The 18744-nt window shown below is 38.7% G+C and carries 18 protein-coding genes and 1 pseudogene; 4 read left to right on the top strand and 15 right to left on the bottom strand.

All coding sequences use genetic code 11. From position 1 onward, the window contains the following. The 3 genes and pseudogenes from DUT70_RS21395 to DUT70_RS01040 form a co-directional block, all read right to left on the bottom strand. A pseudogene (locus DUT70_RS21395) lies at positions 1-726 on the bottom strand (hypothetical protein); the annotation flags it as partial. Positions 727-743: 17 nt separating this feature from the next. Continuing rightward, positions 744-1946: a hypothetical protein gene (locus DUT70_RS01045; RefSeq protein WP_113645461.1), complete on the bottom strand. Its 1203-nt coding sequence runs from the start codon at positions 1944-1946 to the stop codon at positions 744-746. A gap of 24 nt (positions 1947-1970) precedes the next feature. Further along, complete coding sequence (locus tag DUT70_RS01040) at positions 1971-2816, bottom strand: hypothetical protein (RefSeq protein ID WP_113645460.1); 846 nt, start codon at positions 2814-2816, stop codon at positions 1971-1973. Positions 2817-3360: 544 nt separating this feature from the next. Between DUT70_RS01040 and DUT70_RS21060 the strand changes: the two genes are divergently transcribed. Next, entirely contained in the window at positions 3361-3633 is a 273-nt protein-coding gene (locus tag DUT70_RS21060; RefSeq protein WP_128353268.1) for a hypothetical protein, read from the top strand. Positions 3634-3687: 54 nt separating this feature from the next. Further along, positions 3688-4419, top strand: coding sequence for a DUF6261 family protein (locus tag DUT70_RS01035; protein WP_113645459.1), 732 nt, complete (start codon positions 3688-3690; stop codon positions 4417-4419). A 72-nt stretch (positions 4420-4491) separates the two neighbouring features. Here the strand turns inward: DUT70_RS01035 and DUT70_RS01030 are convergent, their stop codons facing one another. The 6 genes from DUT70_RS01030 to DUT70_RS01005 form a co-directional block, all read right to left on the bottom strand. Next, positions 4492-4923, bottom strand: coding sequence for a hypothetical protein (locus tag DUT70_RS01030; RefSeq protein WP_113645458.1), 432 nt, complete (start codon positions 4921-4923; stop codon positions 4492-4494). Between the two features lie 126 nt (positions 4924-5049). Further along, positions 5050-5403 (bottom strand): hypothetical protein, encoded by a 354-nt coding sequence (locus tag DUT70_RS01025; protein ID WP_128353267.1) that lies wholly within the window; start codon positions 5401-5403, stop codon positions 5050-5052. An 84-nt stretch (positions 5404-5487) separates the two neighbouring features. Then, entirely contained in the window at positions 5488-5847 is a 360-nt protein-coding gene (locus DUT70_RS01020; RefSeq protein ID WP_113645456.1) for a hypothetical protein, read from the bottom strand. 275 nt (positions 5848-6122) lie between these two features. After that, a complete protein-coding gene (locus DUT70_RS01015; protein ID WP_113645455.1) occupies positions 6123-6617 on the bottom strand; it encodes a hypothetical protein in 495 nt (164 codons plus the stop codon). 2 nt (positions 6618-6619) lie between these two features. Further along, entirely contained in the window at positions 6620-10078 is a 3459-nt protein-coding gene (locus DUT70_RS01010) for a DUF6443 domain-containing protein (RefSeq protein WP_113645454.1), read from the bottom strand. An 18-nt stretch (positions 10079-10096) separates the two neighbouring features. Next, positions 10097-13870, bottom strand: a complete 3774-nt coding sequence (locus DUT70_RS01005; RefSeq protein WP_113645453.1) for a DUF5977 domain-containing protein — start codon at positions 13868-13870, stop codon at positions 10097-10099. A gap of 300 nt (positions 13871-14170) precedes the next feature. Between DUT70_RS01005 and DUT70_RS01000 the strand changes: the two genes are divergently transcribed. Then, complete coding sequence (locus DUT70_RS01000; protein ID WP_113645452.1) at positions 14171-14611, top strand: hypothetical protein; 441 nt, start codon at positions 14171-14173, stop codon at positions 14609-14611. A 238-nt stretch (positions 14612-14849) separates the two neighbouring features. Here the strand turns inward: DUT70_RS01000 and DUT70_RS00995 are convergent, their stop codons facing one another. From DUT70_RS00995 to DUT70_RS00985, 3 genes are all read right to left on the bottom strand, one after another. After that, positions 14850-15533, bottom strand: coding sequence for a hypothetical protein (locus DUT70_RS00995; protein WP_113645451.1), 684 nt, complete (start codon positions 15531-15533; stop codon positions 14850-14852). 179 nt (positions 15534-15712) lie between these two features. Continuing rightward, positions 15713-16168, bottom strand: coding sequence for a hypothetical protein (locus DUT70_RS00990; protein ID WP_113645450.1), 456 nt, complete (start codon positions 16166-16168; stop codon positions 15713-15715). Positions 16169-16290: 122 nt separating this feature from the next. After that, a complete protein-coding gene (locus DUT70_RS00985; RefSeq protein WP_113645449.1) occupies positions 16291-16554 on the bottom strand; it encodes a hypothetical protein in 264 nt (87 codons plus the stop codon). A 140-nt stretch (positions 16555-16694) separates the two neighbouring features. On the opposite strand from DUT70_RS00985, the gene DUT70_RS21445 reads away from it, so the two are divergent. After that, the gene (locus DUT70_RS21445; protein WP_262512173.1) at positions 16695-16823 is read left to right on the top strand and encodes a hypothetical protein; all 129 of its coding nucleotides are present in this window, start codon (positions 16695-16697) and stop codon (positions 16821-16823) included. 264 nt (positions 16824-17087) lie between these two features. Here the strand turns inward: DUT70_RS21445 and DUT70_RS00975 are convergent, their stop codons facing one another. From DUT70_RS00975 to DUT70_RS00965, 3 genes are all read right to left on the bottom strand, one after another. Next, positions 17088-17471 carry a DUF2750 domain-containing protein gene (locus tag DUT70_RS00975; RefSeq protein ID WP_113645447.1) on the bottom strand — a complete coding sequence of 128 codons (384 nt, stop codon included), beginning with the start codon at positions 17469-17471 and terminating at the stop codon, positions 17088-17090. A 116-nt stretch (positions 17472-17587) separates the two neighbouring features. Beyond that, complete coding sequence (locus DUT70_RS00970; protein WP_113645446.1) at positions 17588-18064, bottom strand: hypothetical protein; 477 nt, start codon at positions 18062-18064, stop codon at positions 17588-17590. 35 nt (positions 18065-18099) lie between these two features. After that, complete coding sequence (locus tag DUT70_RS00965; protein WP_113645445.1) at positions 18100-18486, bottom strand: hypothetical protein; 387 nt, start codon at positions 18484-18486, stop codon at positions 18100-18102. Between the last annotated feature and the right edge of the window lie 258 nt (positions 18487-18744).

The raw sequence follows: 18744 nt of genomic DNA, 5'->3' as shown, positions 1-18744 counted from the left end.
AGGTACGCCAGGCAGGTGCTTGTTTTGCTTAATGAACTGCTCTATTTCTGCGAGGGATAGCTTTTGATAACCTTCTTCAAATACATAATCGGGCCAATTGGCTAATTCTACCTTAATTTCCTTCGCCCTGATCTTACCGTTTACCGAAAGTTTTTCTTTAGGGATAGCGGTGCCGATGCCTACATTACCCGTATTTGACTCCATCATAAATGGAGAGTTGGGCGCATTGTCAACACGGATATAAAAATCATTGCCTGCAATATTCCCCATCGTCCAATTTAGCACTCCTGTTTTCTCAAAGTTTAGCGTAGGTTGAGGCTTTTTAAGGTGTAGCACGTGTAGCGGATTATCAATACCGATCCCTACATTTCCTGCTGCGCTGATGCGCATCTTTTCTACCAAACCTTGCATATAAGTTTCTTGGGTTAGGAACTGTAAAGCATATGAATTGTACCCATCACTTTCCGTAAAGGTATTGATAGAAGTTCCGAAAGTAGTATAGGGTCCAAAACTTAGGGATTGCATAATCATTGGCACTGATTCTCCCGTGGTGTTTGAGAGATTTTTCACCAAGATATTTCCATTTCTCACTTCCAATTGAGCCAAAGGTGCAGCAGTTCCAACACCTACATATCCTGAAGATGGAAAAGTATTGGTTTGTGCCATTAAGTTACTTCCTCCACAAATGGCCATGATAGTTAATGACAAGATTGTTCTGAGTTTCATAAATAGTTGTTTTATAATTAGTTTTTATTTTTCATCCATTTTTCAATTTCGGCAAGTCTTTCATTTTGCTGCTTATTCTCGTCCTTTTCCTTTTTCAGCTCTTTATCCTTCTCAATCAACAATAGGGTCAGCTCCTCAATCTTCTTCAACAACACCTTGTTCATCTCGCCCAGTTCTACCCCTTCTTCTTCTACTTGTTTAGCGGTAGGTACGCCTGGCAGGTGCTTGTTTTGCTTAATGAACTGTTCTATTTCTGTTAGGGATAGCTTTTGATAGCCTTCTTCGAATACATAATCGGGCCAGTTGGCTAATTCTACCTTAATCTCCTTTGCCCTGATCTTGCCATTTACCGAGAGTTTTTCTTTAGGGCTTTCTGTACCGATGCCTACATCTCCGTTAGGCAAGATTTTAAAATTCATACTATTATTTAAAGAAATGCCAAAACCACCTGTAGGCATAGCACCACTTCTTATATTGCCTATGTTCCAAACGTCACTATACCATTTATATGAATTTCCAGAAACAATATCGCCTTCATTAAAATTTGCAGGCAAATAGGTAGATACTTGCCTTTGTTCGTTTCCATAGGCGGCTATTACACCGTCTACCGATAATTTATCTGAAGGATTTGCTAAACCTATGCCAACATTACCACCTTGGGTCATGGCCAATACGGGTGTTGAGTTTTTGCCTTTACTTAAAAAACCTAAACTGTTAGAATTGCCTTCCAACTGTAGCGAAAATTTTTCATCGCCATAATCTCCCGTTGCACCACCTAGATTTTGAGAAAAAACAATCGCATTTCTGGCACCAGTACCAAACAACCAAGCATCATTTCCTCCTTCAAAACGGCCTGTCAGCACCAAGTGTGTTCTTCCATACATAGAGGCATTATTGGTAATTAAAAGCTGGGTTGGAGCATCAAATCCAGGCTTACCCTTGATTTGAAAATCACTAATCGGAGCAATCGTACCAATCCCCACACGATCATTAATATCGGCATACAATATATTGTGATTAGTACTTGAATTATAAAAACCAAAACCCGAATAGTTTGCATACATGCTATAATAGGAACTACTTGTCTTCTTCATCAAAATTTCGGTGGAGTTCACCCCATTGGTATTGATGGTCAATGTTTGATCGATGGTTTGTTGTGCCATCGCTTGGCCGCTGAACAGCATGGCCACTAAAAGTGACTTCTTGAAGTTTGATTTCATGGTTTTAGTTTTTAAAGTGATTTATTATTTATTTACTTTTTCTAATTTTTCTATTCTTGAGATCAAGGCTTCAATCGCTTCATCTCTCTTTTTTAAATCAGTATTAAACTGATCAAGTTTCTTTTCTTTCTCTATCAGGTGCAAGGTCAATTCCTCAATTTTCTTCAACAACACCTTGTTCATCTCGCCCAGTTCTACCCCTTCTTGTTCTACTTGTTTAGCCGTAGGTACGCCAGGCAGATGCTTGTTTTGTTTAATGAACTGTTCTATTTCTGCTAGAGATTGGTTTTGATAACCTTCTTCAAATACATAGTCGGGCCAGTTGGCTAATTCTACCTTAATTTCCTTCGCCCTGATCTTCCCGTTTACCGAGAGTTTTTCTTTTGGCGTTAGGGTGCCAATGCCTACGTTGCTATTACCGTCAGCAAGCATGACAGGTACTCCATTGTAATTTTCAATTTTAAAAGAATACAAATTAGGCGCTCCTCCACCTCCTCTTGAAAACAATCCATAGCCGCTAGACGATTCATTTTCAAAATCGCCACTGTTATCTTCTGCTACCGAATGCATGGCTCTAATTACCCCATTCACATGAAGCTTGGCTAAAGGAGTTTGCGTACCAATTCCTATACGATCATTAATATCGGCATACAATATATTCTTGTTCGTATTTGAATTGTATAGCCCAAAACCCGAGGAGTTAGAAAACAAGCTATAAAAATTGACATCATCTGTCTTGTACATGATTACTTCGGTAGAGTTGGCCTGGTTAGACCTCAACGTAAGTACCTGATTGATGGTTTGTTGGGCCATGGCTTGGCCACTACACAACATAGCCACTAAAAGTGACTTCTTGAAGTTCGATTTCATAGTTTATGTTTTTAAAGTGATTTGAGCGAATAAGAATATTTTAATTTGATGGTTGAGCTATTCAAATATAAATAAGTTAGAGAAATCTAACGATGTAAATCTTTAAATTATCAAAATCTAACCGTAAAGTTTGATCAGTTTTGCTAAGCAGGGCAAAGGTTTCAAATCCTTTAAGTGTTTCGCGCTTTTTGGAGGCACATCTTTCTTATTTGGTTAAAATAAGTTAACCCAAAGCATTGCAAACAAAGTATTTCATTCCTAAATTAGCTTTACCATCAACCATATGACTATGAAAACATTTCAACATCCAAGCCAACAGACATCATGCTGCTTAATGATCCCTTGCTTTAACCAGCACTAGATTAAACCAGCATCATCATTCCAATAAACTTCATCTGTTTACCTTAAGCTTATCTCTATGAAAAAACAAAAGAACCAACTCAACATGCACTAACACGCCTACAACGGTAGTTCCATTTAACGAGACCGTATCCTGTTTAGAGAGATGGCTTTCTACTAGTCGAAGGAATCCATCACCACTATCGTGATCACTTCTTTCCATTGGCGGGAACCAATTACCATGGTGGTGACGGCTTCCCGCTATGCGCAGGGACACGTTACCATGCTCGTGACAGCTTCCCGACATCAGCGGGAACAAATCACCATAACGGTAACAACCTCTCACTATGGGAAGGAAGGAATTACGATACGGGTAACGGCTTCTTTCTATAGGTGGGAAGCCAGCACTATCAGTGTGGCAACTTTCTACAATGGGCATGGATCCATCACCATCAGATGGATCAACCTAACCTACTAGAAACAGGCCATCACCTTCACATTAAACCATTTAACCACTCATTATCCATCAACTATGATCAACAACATTCAATTACGCCAGCTTAGGGGCAGCGAATACATCCAGTTTATGACCGATACTCTCCATATTGTAGGATCCAATAATCTTGAAGCTTTAATGGTGACGCTTCAATATGAGGTTTTGCAAAACCAATTAGATAAGATTGAAAAGGTTTTTAAGCTAAAACGTTCTAGTAACGTGACTAAATACATTGAGGAACTTGATGCCCGCAGGGGTAAAGCCATTAACGGCGTGATGCTACAGATCCATGCACTTACCTACAGCACCGATTCTCTTTTAAGCAATCATGCCAAGATGTTGGAGGCATACCTTCAGCGGTTTGGATCGGGCATTGCCAAGCAGAACTATCAAAGCGAAACTACCATTTTACGCAACATCGTTCATGATTGGAAGACCCAACCTGAGTTGATGGAGGCCATTGAAGCACTACAGCTCATGACTTGGCAAACGGAAATAGAAGCAGCTAATAATGCTTTTAGCGATGCTTACAATACCAGAAACGATGAACTTGCGGCTGCACCTACGGAAAACCTTAAAACCCTCCGTTTGGAAGCCAACGATGCTTATTATAAACTGAGAAATAGGTTAAATGCTTTTTTAGAGATCAACGATGGTGCTGAACCTTGGGCTAGAACGATCCATCAGCTCAACCAACACATTAGCGACTATCAGTTATTGTTAAATCGCCGTGGTGCTAGCAGTAGCGATGAAAAGAGCTTAGCCTAGTAAATAAAATAGCGGACAGCAGATTGTCCGCTATTTGTGCAATTAAATGACCGTTGAAATCATAAATAGTCACTATAATCCCGACCATTTTGTGCTTAGCAATACCCACTTATTGCTATTGCGAGTGTATTCAAATACCACTGTAGCTCCACCTCTATTTCCAAAAGTGTAGTTATTCTTTTGATAGGTGATGATGAAATCTATAATATTAATTGTTAATTTACTGCCATTCATCGTTGGAAGTATTTTCCAAGCATTAATACCTTTTTTCAAACGCTTCTTGTTTCGTTTATCATACACAGAGATGTATTTAAACTTCCTTGTCAACTCGTCACTCATTGGTGTATATGGCTGATCTTTTTCATCAATTAAATAGATATCTGGACCATAAGTAGCTTTCTGCATCGTTATTGCGGAATCGATCAGGACCTTATACTCATCTTTGGTTTGTCCATAAGCCGAAACATAAATAAAAGCTAGAATTATTAGCGTTATTCTTTTCATTATTTTCTTATTAAGTAATTGAGGTATAGTGGCTACCTACGTGATACAATACTTACTTGTGTCCATTAAAAATATAAACATCATTATATGATTGATACAGTGAAGAGATCAAGTAATCAAAGAAAATCATTTACACCTGCTATATTTTTGTATAGTCGCGTTTTCCAATAAACCTTTTAATATAAGACTGTCCTTATTTAGTTTAAGAATTTTATTCTTAATGGTTTTCCCGTCTTTTTGAATCGATAAAAATGCGCCTTGCATTGAATATTTATACCTATATATGGTATCGCCAATGCTACTCAATGTTAAGGTAGACTTGTCATCAAATCTAAGTTTAGGATAGTTAAGTTGCTTTTTATTTAAACACCAATTTCCCTTGATAACTTCTAGATCAAAGCTTTGCTGCAAACTTGAGCAATAAGCGAGGACAAAAGATGTCAAAAGGAGAATGATTAAAGAAGCAGTTTTATATTTCATTGATATAGAATCTTTGGATTTTACTCACACAGCGCTCGTGTGTCAGCTTGGAAACATGTTTCTTTTTCAAAGTAGTTAAAGAGGTTAATTAACCATCCACCCATTTTTACTAGAAATCTCATGATAAAACCTGAATATGGATGAATCAGGTTGATATGATATTTTTTTTAAGGGCTTAACCCCCGTTAGCTTTTGCATTGCCCCCATTTTAATTTGATAGATGGACATACCTTTATAACGGATATCATGAACAATTCTTGGATCCATGGCGTCTGCTAGTAAATATTTGACCATGCGCACTTCTTTATGGCTAGAGACATAATTTGTTGCTAATATGATTTGCTTTTTATCTCCGCTATTAAACATATCTACTAGCTTTTTTTCCTCGATCACTTTGTTACAAGAGGAAAGAATAAAGATGGCTATAAACAATTTGTATTTCATTGTTTTGCTATTCTAAATCTTTTTATACTAGAAACAGTACCCAATTTAGCGCAAGTATTAGCAAACGGAAAAAGCTAAAGCCTGACTTGTGCTTTGACTGAAATTAACCCATGATATCATCATTCAATTTAAAACAATAAATACAAAAATAGCGGACAGTTCACTGTCCACTATTTATACAAGTAAACTACCGTTAAGGCGCTGCTAGTTGTCACAAGTCATCTCTACACTAAACCACAAACACAAGCCTTAAAGTAAAATGATGATTTCAAGTATTAATGCTGAAATATACAATCCTTCGCAGGAACCATTTTATTTATCATTAAAAGTTCATGATTGATGTCAACAAACATTCCATAAATACCTTTATATTGGTAGTCAGTATTTTTAATTACTTCTATAAACTTTGATTTGCTTTTAGATTTAAATTTTGCATTTGTCTTATAGTAACTATTATATTCCTCAGAAATACTAGACAAGGGTATTTTTTTTAACTCAAAGGAATACAAAGAGTCTTTTCTTAAAGTGCAATTGTAAAAAATACCAGGATCGTTTATGTTCCTAACACTAGCATCATAAGGAATTTTAATATTAAAAAACACGCTATCTGTACCTTTTAAAAATACTAAACGCTTATTCACAAAACTATCATTTAATGTAGCTTGATAAGAAAAGCCTTCATATTTTATATTTTCATATTTAATAATTTTTTGGGCTTTACAAGCGAAAAGACAAAAAATAATGATCGAGAAAAAAAGTATTTTAGTCATTATTATGGTTTTTTAGTTACAGATTTTAGTATTCCTGTTGGAACGATAGTGGTTGTGGTTGATGGTATCTTCACACCATTAAAATCCATCATAGTTTTAACACTTGTTGAAGTAGCTCCCTGTTGTAAAACATACTGATGGTTAGCATTATAATGAAACACTACACTCTGGAATCCATTGGAAGGAGCAGATGGGATTGTGCTTCTAGTTGTTATACTTGCATCCCCTGACAACTCCCCATAAATTTTTCCTTCAACGTTTAAACTCGGATTATGTGCTGAATTAAAACTAGCATCTCTTACGTCAGCACTGGCACTTCCATATCCTGAGACCTCTTGAATTTCATTTAAAAAATGACCGATAGCAGCTCCTTGCAAACTTAAACTTGCTTCGCCCATCTTAGTCAAATCTGAAATATCAATCTTACCTTGCTGATAACTATCTACGAATACATTACTATCATCTCCTTTAGAACCTACTAAACTTAAAGAATATAATTCTTTAGAACCTATGCCCTTAGATATTACATTGGCTAATGTAGATGACTTTGTGCCTTTAAAATCTTTATCCTCACCCACAAATGATAGTTTACCATCTTTAATTTCGTATTTGTTACCAGTACTATTATAAAGCATTTTTAGATAAGCATCTTGCGCCTCTTTATCACCTGCTATCCCTATTTCCATTCCATTAGGATCAATAAATTTTATTGGATTATTGATTGTATAAATATATGGAGAGTATGAAGAATATTTAGCAGACAATGGATCTATCACATTCCACCTTCCAATCTCTGGATCATAGAACCTAGCCCCATAGTCATATTGTCCCAATTCCTCCTGTAGCTCCTTACCATTGTAAAGATAACGGTTTAGGTTAGCGCCCACAAACGATCTCTTACCAAAAGCATAATAGTCTGTACGTTCCAAAGGCAGCGCCGTTCCTCCATTTTCTTTAAAGGTTACCCGAACGTTGCCTAAATGATCCGTCAGATTATATTCGTAGGTATAGCTTCCGTTACTATTTCTAGCAATCCCTTCTTCGGTCTGGATGAAATCAATGACATTATTGGTGTATTGGATTCCATCCACGTAATCCGTAGTGGTAGTCGTTCCAGTGGTGGATACTTTTTTTAGCTTCCTTCCCGCAGCATCGTAAGTATAAGTTAAGCTTAAACCTGTTTTATTGGCGCTAATGGGCAAACTTAAGTGGTTATAACTAAGCCCAACGCCATTACGGGCATCGGTAGTGGCATTCCCATTATCATCATATACATAGGTACCTGTGAGACCCGATACGCTCTGCAGTCGATTACCCGTATAGTTGTAGATTTTTGCGCCAGTACCATCACGATCAAGGCTTAAGATATTGCCCATCACGTCATAATCTAACACTTCCGACATACCCGAAGCCGTGCCATTGATCAACCTGTTCAGTTTGTCGTACTGGTAGGTAAAGGCATTGGTACTATTATTGGTAAAACTTTGGCCCGAAATATTGCCGTTAAACTGCTGATGGGCACCATCGTTGTACTGCAAGGTCATGTTAAACAGTGGGGCACTGTTGCTTGTCTTCAACCAACCTCGCTCGTTATAGGTAAAGGCAGAAGTTTGCAAGCCATTGTGTAGCTTCTTATTTTCCAATTGTCCAAGGTGGTTATATTGTAGCTCCGAAAGCAACACTTCGGTACCGCTGGTTTGCGGACTGCCATAGGTGCTTTGATAGGTTTTGGTTTTACGTCCCATATGGTCGTATTGGTAACTGTTGGCCACTACGGTGGTGTTACCATTGTTCAGATGGGTGCGAGTGGTGTTCTTTACGCTGCCGTCGAAGTTGTACTCGGTGTCCAACACATCGGTACCATTGTTCAGATGGTGTTCGCTTTTGATTTGTATTACACGACCGTAGCTATCGTAGTAGCTTACCGAAAGCAGCATGTTACCTGTACCCAAGGTGGTAATTCTTGCTCCCGTTGGCAATCCCTTAGTCCTCGCCGAAGATACTTGCGTGGTACCGTTAGGTTGGCCAAAAGCATTGTTGTAGAAATCATAATCGTCGTAGTAGTTAATGCTATGGTAGTAAGTGATATTATTTGCTGGAAAGGCCAAATTGCTATAGCCAGTACCCACCGTATTGCTATTGGTATTGTCTCGTTCTTCCCAAAGTACCGCATGCCCATCTACTGCCGACTGCATGGCCGCTATGCCCGCTGTATTGCTATACACTCCCGTAATCGCGATACGTCCTAAGGCATCGTACTTGGTAAATAACCACTGACCTGCATTGCGCTGCAAAACGTCTTGCGTAAGTACCACTTGATCCAATTGGTTATAAACCAAATGTTCCCAGCCTTTACCTGGCAATCTTTTTTCAGTTAGTCTTCTTTTCCCATCGTAACGGTACTGGTAACAGAACTGCTCTTGTAAGGTTCCGTTGGGTACACCTGCATCGGGGCTGGCTCCTGGAGGCAATACAAAACTCAAGTTGCCCAAGTCATCGTACACGTAATAGGTACTTAGCACCTCAATGTTACCTCCCTTCTCATTAAACATACGTTTAAGCACTACCCTGCCTTCCTTGTCTTTGTATTCCTCTACGGTTCCCTTCTTACCGTCGCTACCTTGCCAGTTCTCATCTTTACTGGTGGTAAGGTAAAGTTGTCCTGCCCCATAAAAACCGTTGCTCGAAAGGGTACGCTCATGTTCGTGACCAGCAGTGGTTACGGCATCGGCCCTAAACAGCCTTACGGCAAAGCCTGTAGTGCCGTAGTTGGTATCGCTGTTATTGGTTCCATAGCTTAATCTGGCGGTATGTTCAGTAGCCACGCTGCCTGGTTGCCAAGCATCACCAGAAAATCCCTGACGTTCCACACGGTTCAAAGGGCTGGGTTCAAACTTGGTGATACTGAAAGGAGTTCCAGTTTGCTTGATGCTGGAAGTGACCGATTGACCCATATAAAAAGCCAACTGATCGGTAATGCCCGCAGCCCTATAGCTGCCACTGGTACCCCCTGCTGCATAGGGTTGATACTTCACGGCCTCCCTGCCCAAAGCATCATAAGCCATAGGCGTTACAATATCCTGGTAACCTGGACTGCCGCCTACCAATACGGTTTGCAATGGGCGACCAAGGCCATCAAAATATTGAATGGTTTGATTCTCCTGGCACAAAGTGCGGGCATCATTCAAATTTTGTGCGTTTACTCCCGCTACCTTAAAGATACGGGTAAGGATATAGTTTTGGTTACTGCTGGGCACACTGGCCAAAGGTCCGCAATCATCCTGAATAAAAACCCTTAGCTTGCTACCTGCTGGTGCGTGGAAATTGGGCAGTAAGGTGACACTACCGCTGGCACTAAGCTCAGGCTGGTTATGGTAGGCTAAGTAGGTTTGGTGCTGCTGGGCATAACCAAATGTAGAAACCAGCAGTGCAATTACTATTATTGATAATCTCTTTTTCATAAAACTTGAGCTTTATAGTTATGGGCAAGGGCCAACTTCTGTGATGACTAAACCATTGATAAATTGTGATGGGCCATATTCGCCGTACATATACCAGATATCGTACATAGGGGTTTCGGTACACAAGAAAACCACCACTTCATTTTCCATGGAAGGCTCCTGCTCTAACTGCCATAAGGAAACAGTGACGTAATTGCTGCTGCCGCAAGGCTTGTAGCGTACGTAAAGGTTATTGCTTTCATCAACAGGGATGGTGATACGATATTGCATGCAGGTTACTACTTGGGTACAGCTGCCATTGGTGTTGGCATAGTTCTGTCCGTTGGCGGCAACATCTGCTGTGGCAAGGGCATCGGCCGCAGCTTGACTCACGGTACTGCTATAGGTACCTGCTGGCACATTGTAAACTACCGTGCCACCTGCATAGTTGCTGGCGCAATTATTTCGGGTAAAGCTGCCACTTGCTGCCGCACTGTTATAAATGGTAATAGGCTGCTGCGCCGCATAACGATAGTCGTAGCTTTTTACAATATTACCATCATTGTCTTTAATATGCTGCAGGCGTTGAAAGCTATCATACTCATAAGAAGTGGTAAAGCCCTTAGGATCTATAGCACTAGTCATCCCTACCCATGGTTGATAGGTGTAGCGAGTCATTTGTGTGACCTGTGGCTTAATGATCAGTTCTTTAATCAAGCCAGTATTGGCATCCAAGCTCAATAACCAGGCATTGCTTGGAACGGTAAATAACACACGTCTTTTTGTCCAAGGCCCTTTTTGTTCTATTACAGATTGAGATAAGATGGTATGTGGATCGGCAATAGCCAAATCGGAGCCGTTATCCCAATACGTAAGTTCGTAATATTGTCCTGCTGTTAAATTAACTTCTGCCCAAATATAGCCAATGGTGTAAGCTAAATTAAAGCAATACCCAAGTATAGCGTCGGTTTCTTTCTCTAAGGATATAGGCATATAGTTAGTACCATGTTCCAATACCAAGCCGTCCTTATCAATATCAGCATAAAAAATACCATCTAACGGGGCTCGATCTATTTTTGCCGTGAGGTATCGTTTATCATATCCCCAAAAATAAGTGGTAAAAACATTGCCCTTGGCTTTATGCTGTAACAGATTTGCCTTTTGATCGTAAATATCATAGCTGCCTTGCATTTCGTAACCCGTATCATAGCTTAAGCCACTAATATTACCAGTGGTTGGCGTTTTAGTACCAAAATGGTTTACCCACTGCAAGTCCTCTGCAGGTACTATAAAATTGTTGGCTAGTTTATAGGTTTGCAATTGGCTGCTAATGACCTTGTCTGGATTGACACCATCGGTTTGGCTTACGGTGTACTCCACTGGAATACCAACCATATTTGCCGCTACCATTTTTGCATACACATTGCTAGTACTGCCACTCGTGAACTGAAAGTTATCGGCATAGGCGTAATTGCTCTTGGTCCAATCGCCAGTGCTATTGGATTTCTTTTGCTCCAATACTTGTTTGTTCGCATTGTAGGCATAAGTTGAGGTGGTAGTAGTGTTCCCGCTAGGGGTGTAATCAGTTTCTATTTCCTGATTTAACACAAACGGATAAGTGTAATTAAGGTAAGATACACTGGAAGGATAGTAGCGGATCACATTACAGGCCAACGCAATGTCCATAAAGTTAAATTCCATCGATCGAATGGCAGGACTGGTGCTTTCCGCTATTCTGCCCCACACGTTTTGTACCGATTTCACCTTGGTTTTGGCGTCATCGTAAAGGTTCTTGGTGAGCAGTTTGCCACGTTCGTAGTCCCTCGAATTAAAGGCATCATAAGGCGCATAGGTTCTGTGGTACAAATACTCGGCTTGGCTATCTTTATAACCATTGTCGTGATTAGTAAACTCTTGAACGGTGTATGATTTCCTCCCTAGTTCATCGGTTTGAACCTCCGTTACTTCGGTATAGCCTACATGCACCCCTGCCCCATCGTTAAGTGGTAAAATTGGAGCGCTATTGGACATGGTGTAACTAAAAGTAACCCCCGCCATATCCTGTGTGGTGTAGGGTCCTGTTTGATAAATAGGAAGACTGTTTAAAATACCCGAAGAAGCCGTGCCGTTATTGATGTAATCTTTCACATAAAAATACTCTTTAGCCAAGGCCAAGGTATTCGCATTGGTATAACTGCTCACTTTTTTAATCCTACTGCCTCCTGCAACATTGGTTGAGGCGTTTAATACGGTACGGTTTTTAGGATTTACACTGTAGCTATAATTGTGTGGTTCGTACTCAAATATCGTTTTACCGCCTGTAGGGTAAAAAACAGTTTCCAACAAACCTTTACTAGCATAGCTGAAGTTAGGTTCCCTAAGGCTGTAAATGGTACTTCCGTTAAAATTCCCATAGGCATTGCCATTGTAAAAGCCCCAGTGATCGGTCACCGTGCCCAAGTAAGCCGGTAAGCTTGATTTACTGTTGTACAAGAAGGTGTATTTCCCTTCTGATTGTGCTGTGCTCGATTTAAAGGCAATTTCTTCCAAAAACAATCGCTCTTGCGGGATATTGTTATAAGTGAAATTCACTTCCCTCAACAACGTTTGTTGGTGGTCCAATACTTTGATGCCATCTAATTTAAGCCAAATCAGCTTGTCCTGCGGTTGCGCGATATAAGGATTTTGTTGATAGTATGGGATCAGGTGTGTGCTGTTCAGCAATTCGTAGTCATAAATATTCGCCACTTCAAATACACGTTGATAATCGAAATTGGTATATTTCATCTCATTGCTTGCGCTGGCCGAAAAATCCAGTTCAACCCCGCCTTGTACTTTAATTCTCTTTAGGTAAACAGGCGAAATAAAGCTTCCATCGTTTCGCCAATTCAAATAAGAATTGCTGTAGCAGTTAGAGCTAATGCTGTAATAATTGGCATAACGGTATAGCTGGCTGATATAAGGTCCACGTTCATATTCAAAATCAATCACATCAGCTTGGTTAGCGGTAATGATCTTGATCAAATTCCAGCTGGTGGCCCAAAACCGTTCGCCCTTCTGGGCAGATTTCATCGGTTCGGAATATTCGATGGCTTCTGTACCACCGAAAATATATTTATTGCCCTTGGCATCTTCCAAGGTAAACTTGTTAAAGCTTTTAGGCAGGTAATAACCATAGTATCCGTTAAGGAATGGTTCTATCAAAGGGTTTTGAGCATCCAGATATACCTTAAAATACTCATCGCTTTGCACGCTAAAGGTTTGGGTTTGCGCATTGTAATAAAATTTACCACTATGTCCTAAAAAGTTAAAGCTAAACTCATCAGCCTCTAAATCGGTAAGGCTCATTTGGGTGTGAAAAATGCGTTTATCTGTGGCATTGCCAATATGGTTGCCCGTACCGCCTTGCTCCCAGCCTGCGGCATTTAGGATAGGACCTTTGTAGTAATAGCCGTACTCGTAGTTAATGTCTCTGTGTTCGTCGGCATATTTTCTAACTTGTCGTGTAATGGCACCACCTGCATTTAGCGTCCAGCCTGTTCCTGTCCAACCTGGGTGCTGCTCGGGCCTAACGCCTGCCGAATGGTAACTTACCGTCACTGGAATGGTCATTCCCCTGGCAGCTATCTGGTAAATGGGGACACTTACACTGGGCGTACCTGTAAAGTTGGAGACGGGAATTTCGCCGTAGGTGCCTAAAGCGGCAGCATTTGGACTGGCTGCTGTTGGGTTAAAAGGCTTAAGCTGCGCCTTACTGCTTAAAGCGATCACCAACATCCATAAAAGAAAGAAGCTTGAGGTTGTTTTTTTCATATGCTAACATTAGAGAGTTACGTACTTAATCGCTCTCTTCATTAGTCAAATGACAGGGATTCAATAGTTTTTTGGAGAGAGAGCGTTACAAAACCATTGTTAACTTAAAGATAGTGAACCAGATTGGGTATTACAACTTTTTTATTGGTTTTGTTGAGGTAGAAGGAAAGGAATTGGGGGGTGGTTGGCAGAATAATAATTTATTAACTTTTGTTCCCTACATTTGGACTATTCAAATGGACTAAGTATGCTTTTATGCCTTAAAATGGGTAACGCATATTCACACTAAACAACAAAAACATGAAATACATTATTGCATCGTTCCTTCTTGTACTTACTAGTTGTGGTAACATCAAACCAAAAGAAAAAACAGAAGATCCTAACTTGCAAAAACTGATGGATACATTCTTCGAAAAGTATAAGACCAATCCAGGAGAAGCAATTGATTTCATATTTAAAACCAATACCGATATTGCCGCCGATCAGGTAAAAGAACTCAAAGAGAAGCTGTCTACCATAAGTTTACTTGCTGGCGAATATCATGGACAAGAACAGATAACCTCTCAAAAAGCTACATCAAGCCTTGTGTACTTTAGTTTTTTGGTAAAGCATGACAAACCTATTCGATTTATATTTATGTTTTATAAACCAAAAGACAAATGGAAAATATACAAATTTAAGTTTGATGATCAAGTAGATACCGAGCTAGAGGAATCAGGAAAAGTTTATTTCATCAAATAACGTCCTTTAGACCAAGTCTTACGGAAAGGGAAAGGGCCAAGGCCTAACCTGGGCTTTTTCTATACCAACTTAAAACAAAGCAAATGCTAACAGTCACAAGTCTGACATCACTGACCCTGTGCACAAGACTTGCGCCAAGGGAGTTTTGTTCAACGTCATTGATACCTACATCCAAAATTTTAAAACTAAACAGGCGTTTAGATAAATAATAAAGCCACCTAATCGTTGGCTTTGCTTGTTATGCTGTAAGTTCGGAACTATGCAACTTTGCTATTTTCTTATCCTGTTTATTTGCTTCTGTCTGCTTTAAAAATTCACCCCTGTTAGTTATAGTATCCTTCAAGCTTTGTAGCCATTTGTTCATATCAATATTCCACATATTGAATGATTTAATATCCCAACTTTTTTTATTGATTTGTTCCAATACGTTTTGGGCTTCTTCACTACTTATTGATAAAGCAATTTTGAGTTTTGCCTCCTGAAGCACTGCCTGTAAATAAGAGTTAGGTGCAGCACTTAGTGGTAGTGTTTTGGAATATTCGTCCAATACGGACATAAGCTTTTTAGAATCTATATCTCCCTCGAATGGCAGCGGACTTTGCTTCTTTATACTGTCCAACACATCATTAAAAAAAACATTGTGCCTTTCATAGGGTATTGAATATTGTAATCCTTTTTTGTTATAATATTCCTTTAAAAGAATGGGATAATCAAGACTTGATTTTAAATCCTTTTTCCATAGAGGATATATCACGAAATGAGGCCTGTATGCTGCCGTTCTCGGTAATTTTATCAACTCCAAACCAACTACTATTGAACCAGTAACCTTGTATAGTTTATCCTGTGCATATAAAGACAATTGCGGCAATGCATTTTGCCAATCCTCAATCACTTTCTTTTTTATTTCTTTACTTATTCCCATTCTTAAATTATAGTCTGATTATTTGTATTGAACGTCCTATTTCAACACTCGAAACAAAAGTAGTAATGCCCTGAACTTTTGCTTACACTAACCCAAAAACAACACGTCTTAATTTACTAAACTACACATACAGGACCTGCATTAAGATGGGCAAATACAATATGCTAAGGAGCGTAAAATTAGCCCCAACTTTCTAAACTCCAACCATTAACCAGATTTTCAATCAAGAAGGTATCATTCCAAATTCCCCAAGGAGATAATTTCTTTTGCTCAGGCGATAAGGTTTTTACTAATTGCCTATGCCAAGTTTCCGTATCGACCAAATGCCAGCCCAAAAATTCTCCACGAACACGATGTTCTGTTCTCATAAACTTAGGTTTACTAAAATTTGATGCTGAATAATGCCCCACAGATTCAACGATTTTTTTTCTTGCTGCTGCCGAAAGAGGAAATGAAACCATATATCGCTCTTTCAAAGTCACTATTTCATTTAAATCTTTTGGTCTCTCGGAATATAAGTCTTGTAAAACCCTCACTAATTCCCCAGTTACACTATCCTTATGGATGTAGTGTAAGTAGGCTTTTCCTTCAGGAGTTGTAATCTCAAATATATCTCCTACTTTAATTCTTGCCATAATTAATATCCAACTGTCTTAACCATTCGTACCCTCGCTGTATTTGATCTGCCTAGATTCCATTTGTAATAGCATTTCAAATAAAGATTAAAAAAGATATCAAGCTAATATTACCATTAAAATCAGGAGCAACTATTCATATTTTTAATTTGATCAATTACCTCTTCATTTTCGCAATTTTCTACTAACCTATTTTCAAGATGAATAGAAAATTCATTAGAAGAAAATCCATTTTTAACCATCTGGATATCCTGCAATAAACTATCAATCAAATACCAATCTCCATCAGTCATTACCGTTTGTTCTTTCTTAGAACCCATACGGGCCCATGAATCAATATCACCCTTAAATTTATGATATATATGTATTTTTTCTTTGCTGATCATTAATATGCTCTATAGCGTAAAGTAAGCGAAAGTATGTGTTAAAACAAGAGATTGGCTTTCGATTTAGATGATCAAATAAGATATTGCGCCAAAGCAAGAATAAGCATTAACACTATAAAGCCAATAAACTCATCAGCAAAATGATCACAATCAGCATTATTCCTTCTCCCTTTTTTGGGAGTTTCGTCATCTTTCTTTATAAGAAAAAAATAAACCTTCCTTACGCCATATCCAATTTTGCCGAAAACCCAATTCCTTATGATCATTAAAAACAAATCCATAACATTTAATTTACCCTCCTTAGTGCAAGTCTTGCAACAAAGGAAAATGCCGAAGGCCTGACTTATGCTTTGCCGAAATTTAGCCAAACCACCAGATAATGCTATAAGGCACAAATCTCCCTATGTTAAATCCCAAAACATAAGACTTTCGCTAAGTGAGGGGGCGTTTAATTACACCCACTTAAAACAAAGCGACTACTTACAAGCACCGCTAATACTTCCGCTAGAGATGGGCATCATTATTCCAAGTTTTCAATAATTCTTCATCTCTTCGCGTAAGTCTTTTGTGAATTCAACAATATCGACCACAAAGCCTGTATTGTCCCCAACAGGAAAAATATTTAAAAAATACCCTTGGGAATGAATGAAATCCAAAAGCTCTTCTTCAAATGCATCCATATCGATTTTTTCAACTTTGAAGCCTACCCATCCTGATACCGAACATTGCTCTGCAAACTCACTTGCAGACCAAAGAGGGAATAGCTTAGTCGCTTCAACCTCTGATATAGCCAAATTTCCCTCTGGACTTTTAAGCGAATACATCAATTCTGTATCAGCCACACGCTTAATAAAATATTTATAGCGTTCAAAAGGTGACAAAGAGGATACAGCCTCTTTCTCTGTAATTCTTATCATTGCTTAACTGGTCTTTCTTTATTTCTCCTTTTTAGCGCACGCATGCCGCGTGTGACTATTCAAAATTAATAATATTATAACAGCCTTATCGCTCGAGGAAAGAGCCAAGGCTTGAGTTATTTTTGAATATATGATTTAGTACCAGTAGTTTTTTCCAACTTTGAGATAATCTCCTTTTCAAAAAAAACCTTAATATTCTCTTGTTCTTTTTCGCTTAGGTCATCCTTAATATACCATCTATCGTCTTCTTTATATACAGCCCTCAAAGCTATTCTAGCATATTCAGGATTTTCAACTCCAAATCCAGCATCTATATAAGTTACATAGTATATTCTTAAAGGTTCTTTTTCAATATAAAAGAACATACTCTTAAGTGTGCTATAGCCTCCCGTTTTCCAAGTCTGTTCTGCATATTGTTTTTCAACGGGAACCTTAAATTGTGGATATTCCTGATAAAATAGTTTTAAATAACTATCTAGATCTTTTTCGCTAATTGGAAAAACATGGATACCCCATCCTCCTAATGTTCCTGCACTAGGTAAACGGCAAGAACTGATGAAACAAATAAAAATGATAAAAATTAATTTCTTCATTGATTTTTAGGTGATGAGTCCATAACTTGGATTATTTAAGACAAGCAATAATCAAGAACCTTCCTTACCACTAACTTGGTTACGGGACCATTTACGTACGGGTCCGTCATTGTTTCTGTAAGCTCTAAAAGTTTCTCATTTTCAAAAGCTACATTTTCAGACAACAACAAAGCATCTACTATATAATACAACTCATCCGCTGATAACCCATTATTTAAATAATGATTACATAATTCCGATAGGTGCGGTTTGGTTAAATAAAGATCAGTGTCCGCTTCTAAAAAAACCTCCGAACTCGCACCCTTTTTTGGAAGCTGCTTTTTATAATCTGCAACTTCTTTATCAATATTTTTTCTAAAGTTTTCGAGTTCTAGCTTTTGCTCCAAAAAAGATTTCAATTGACTTAGTTTCATAGCTTCCATTTTATTGTTCCCTATTTCCTTACCTCTCTACAAATGATCTAATACCTAACTTCTGCTTTGGCTAATTTAACCACAGCACACAATAATCCAAAGTAAAACATAATCTCAAAAAAAGACCCATCTTTGCCGCACACGTGCCGCATATAACTATTCAAAAATTAAACAATGTTATAACCTTATCGCTAGAGAAAAGAGCTAAAGCCTAACCTGGGCTTTTTCTATACCAACTTAAAACAAAGCAAATGCTAACAGTCACAA

It is taken from the genome of Pedobacter chitinilyticus (assembly GCF_003313385.1).
GTDB classification, from domain to species: Bacteria; Bacteroidota; Bacteroidia; order Sphingobacteriales; family Sphingobacteriaceae; genus Pedobacter; species Pedobacter chitinilyticus.
This window is presented reverse-complemented; position numbering and strand designations above follow the sequence as displayed.

Coding starts and splice junctions, on each gene's coding strand:
- DUT70_RS01045 (WP_113645461.1), bottom strand. CDS start 1,946: ATGAAATCAAACTTCAAGAAGTCACTTTTAGTGGCCATGCTGTTCAGC.
- DUT70_RS01040 (WP_113645460.1), bottom strand. CDS start 2,816: ATGAAATCGAACTTCAAGAAGTCACTTTTAGTGGCTATGTTGTGTAGT.
- DUT70_RS01035 (WP_113645459.1), top strand. CDS start 3,688: ATGATCAACAACATTCAATTACGCCAGCTTAGGGGCAGCGAATACATC.
- DUT70_RS01030 (WP_113645458.1), bottom strand. CDS start 4,923: ATGAAAAGAATAACGCTAATAATTCTAGCTTTTATTTATGTTTCGGCT.
- DUT70_RS01025 (WP_128353267.1), bottom strand. CDS start 5,403: ATGAAATATAAAACTGCTTCTTTAATCATTCTCCTTTTGACATCTTTT.
- DUT70_RS01020 (WP_113645456.1), bottom strand. CDS start 5,847: ATGAAATACAAATTGTTTATAGCCATCTTTATTCTTTCCTCTTGTAAC.
- DUT70_RS01015 (WP_113645455.1), bottom strand. CDS start 6,617: ATGACTAAAATACTTTTTTTCTCGATCATTATTTTTTGTCTTTTCGCT.
- DUT70_RS01010 (WP_113645454.1), bottom strand. CDS start 10,078: ATGAAAAAGAGATTATCAATAATAGTAATTGCACTGCTGGTTTCTACA.
- DUT70_RS01005 (WP_113645453.1), bottom strand. CDS start 13,870: ATGAAAAAAACAACCTCAAGCTTCTTTCTTTTATGGATGTTGGTGATC.
- DUT70_RS01000 (WP_113645452.1), top strand. CDS start 14,171: ATGAAATACATTATTGCATCGTTCCTTCTTGTACTTACTAGTTGTGGT.
- DUT70_RS00995 (WP_113645451.1), bottom strand. CDS start 15,533: ATGGGAATAAGTAAAGAAATAAAAAAGAAAGTGATTGAGGATTGGCAA.
- DUT70_RS00990 (WP_113645450.1), bottom strand. CDS start 16,168: ATGGCAAGAATTAAAGTAGGAGATATATTTGAGATTACAACTCCTGAA.
- DUT70_RS00985 (WP_113645449.1), bottom strand. CDS start 16,554: ATGATCAGCAAAGAAAAAATACATATATATCATAAATTTAAGGGTGAT.
- DUT70_RS21445 (WP_262512173.1), top strand. CDS start 16,695: ATGATCACAATCAGCATTATTCCTTCTCCCTTTTTTGGGAGTTTCGTC.
- DUT70_RS00975 (WP_113645447.1), bottom strand. CDS start 17,471: ATGATAAGAATTACAGAGAAAGAGGCTGTATCCTCTTTGTCACCTTTT.
- DUT70_RS00970 (WP_113645446.1), bottom strand. CDS start 18,064: ATGAAGAAATTAATTTTTATCATTTTTATTTGTTTCATCAGTTCTTGC.
- DUT70_RS00965 (WP_113645445.1), bottom strand. CDS start 18,486: ATGGAAGCTATGAAACTAAGTCAATTGAAATCTTTTTTGGAGCAAAAG.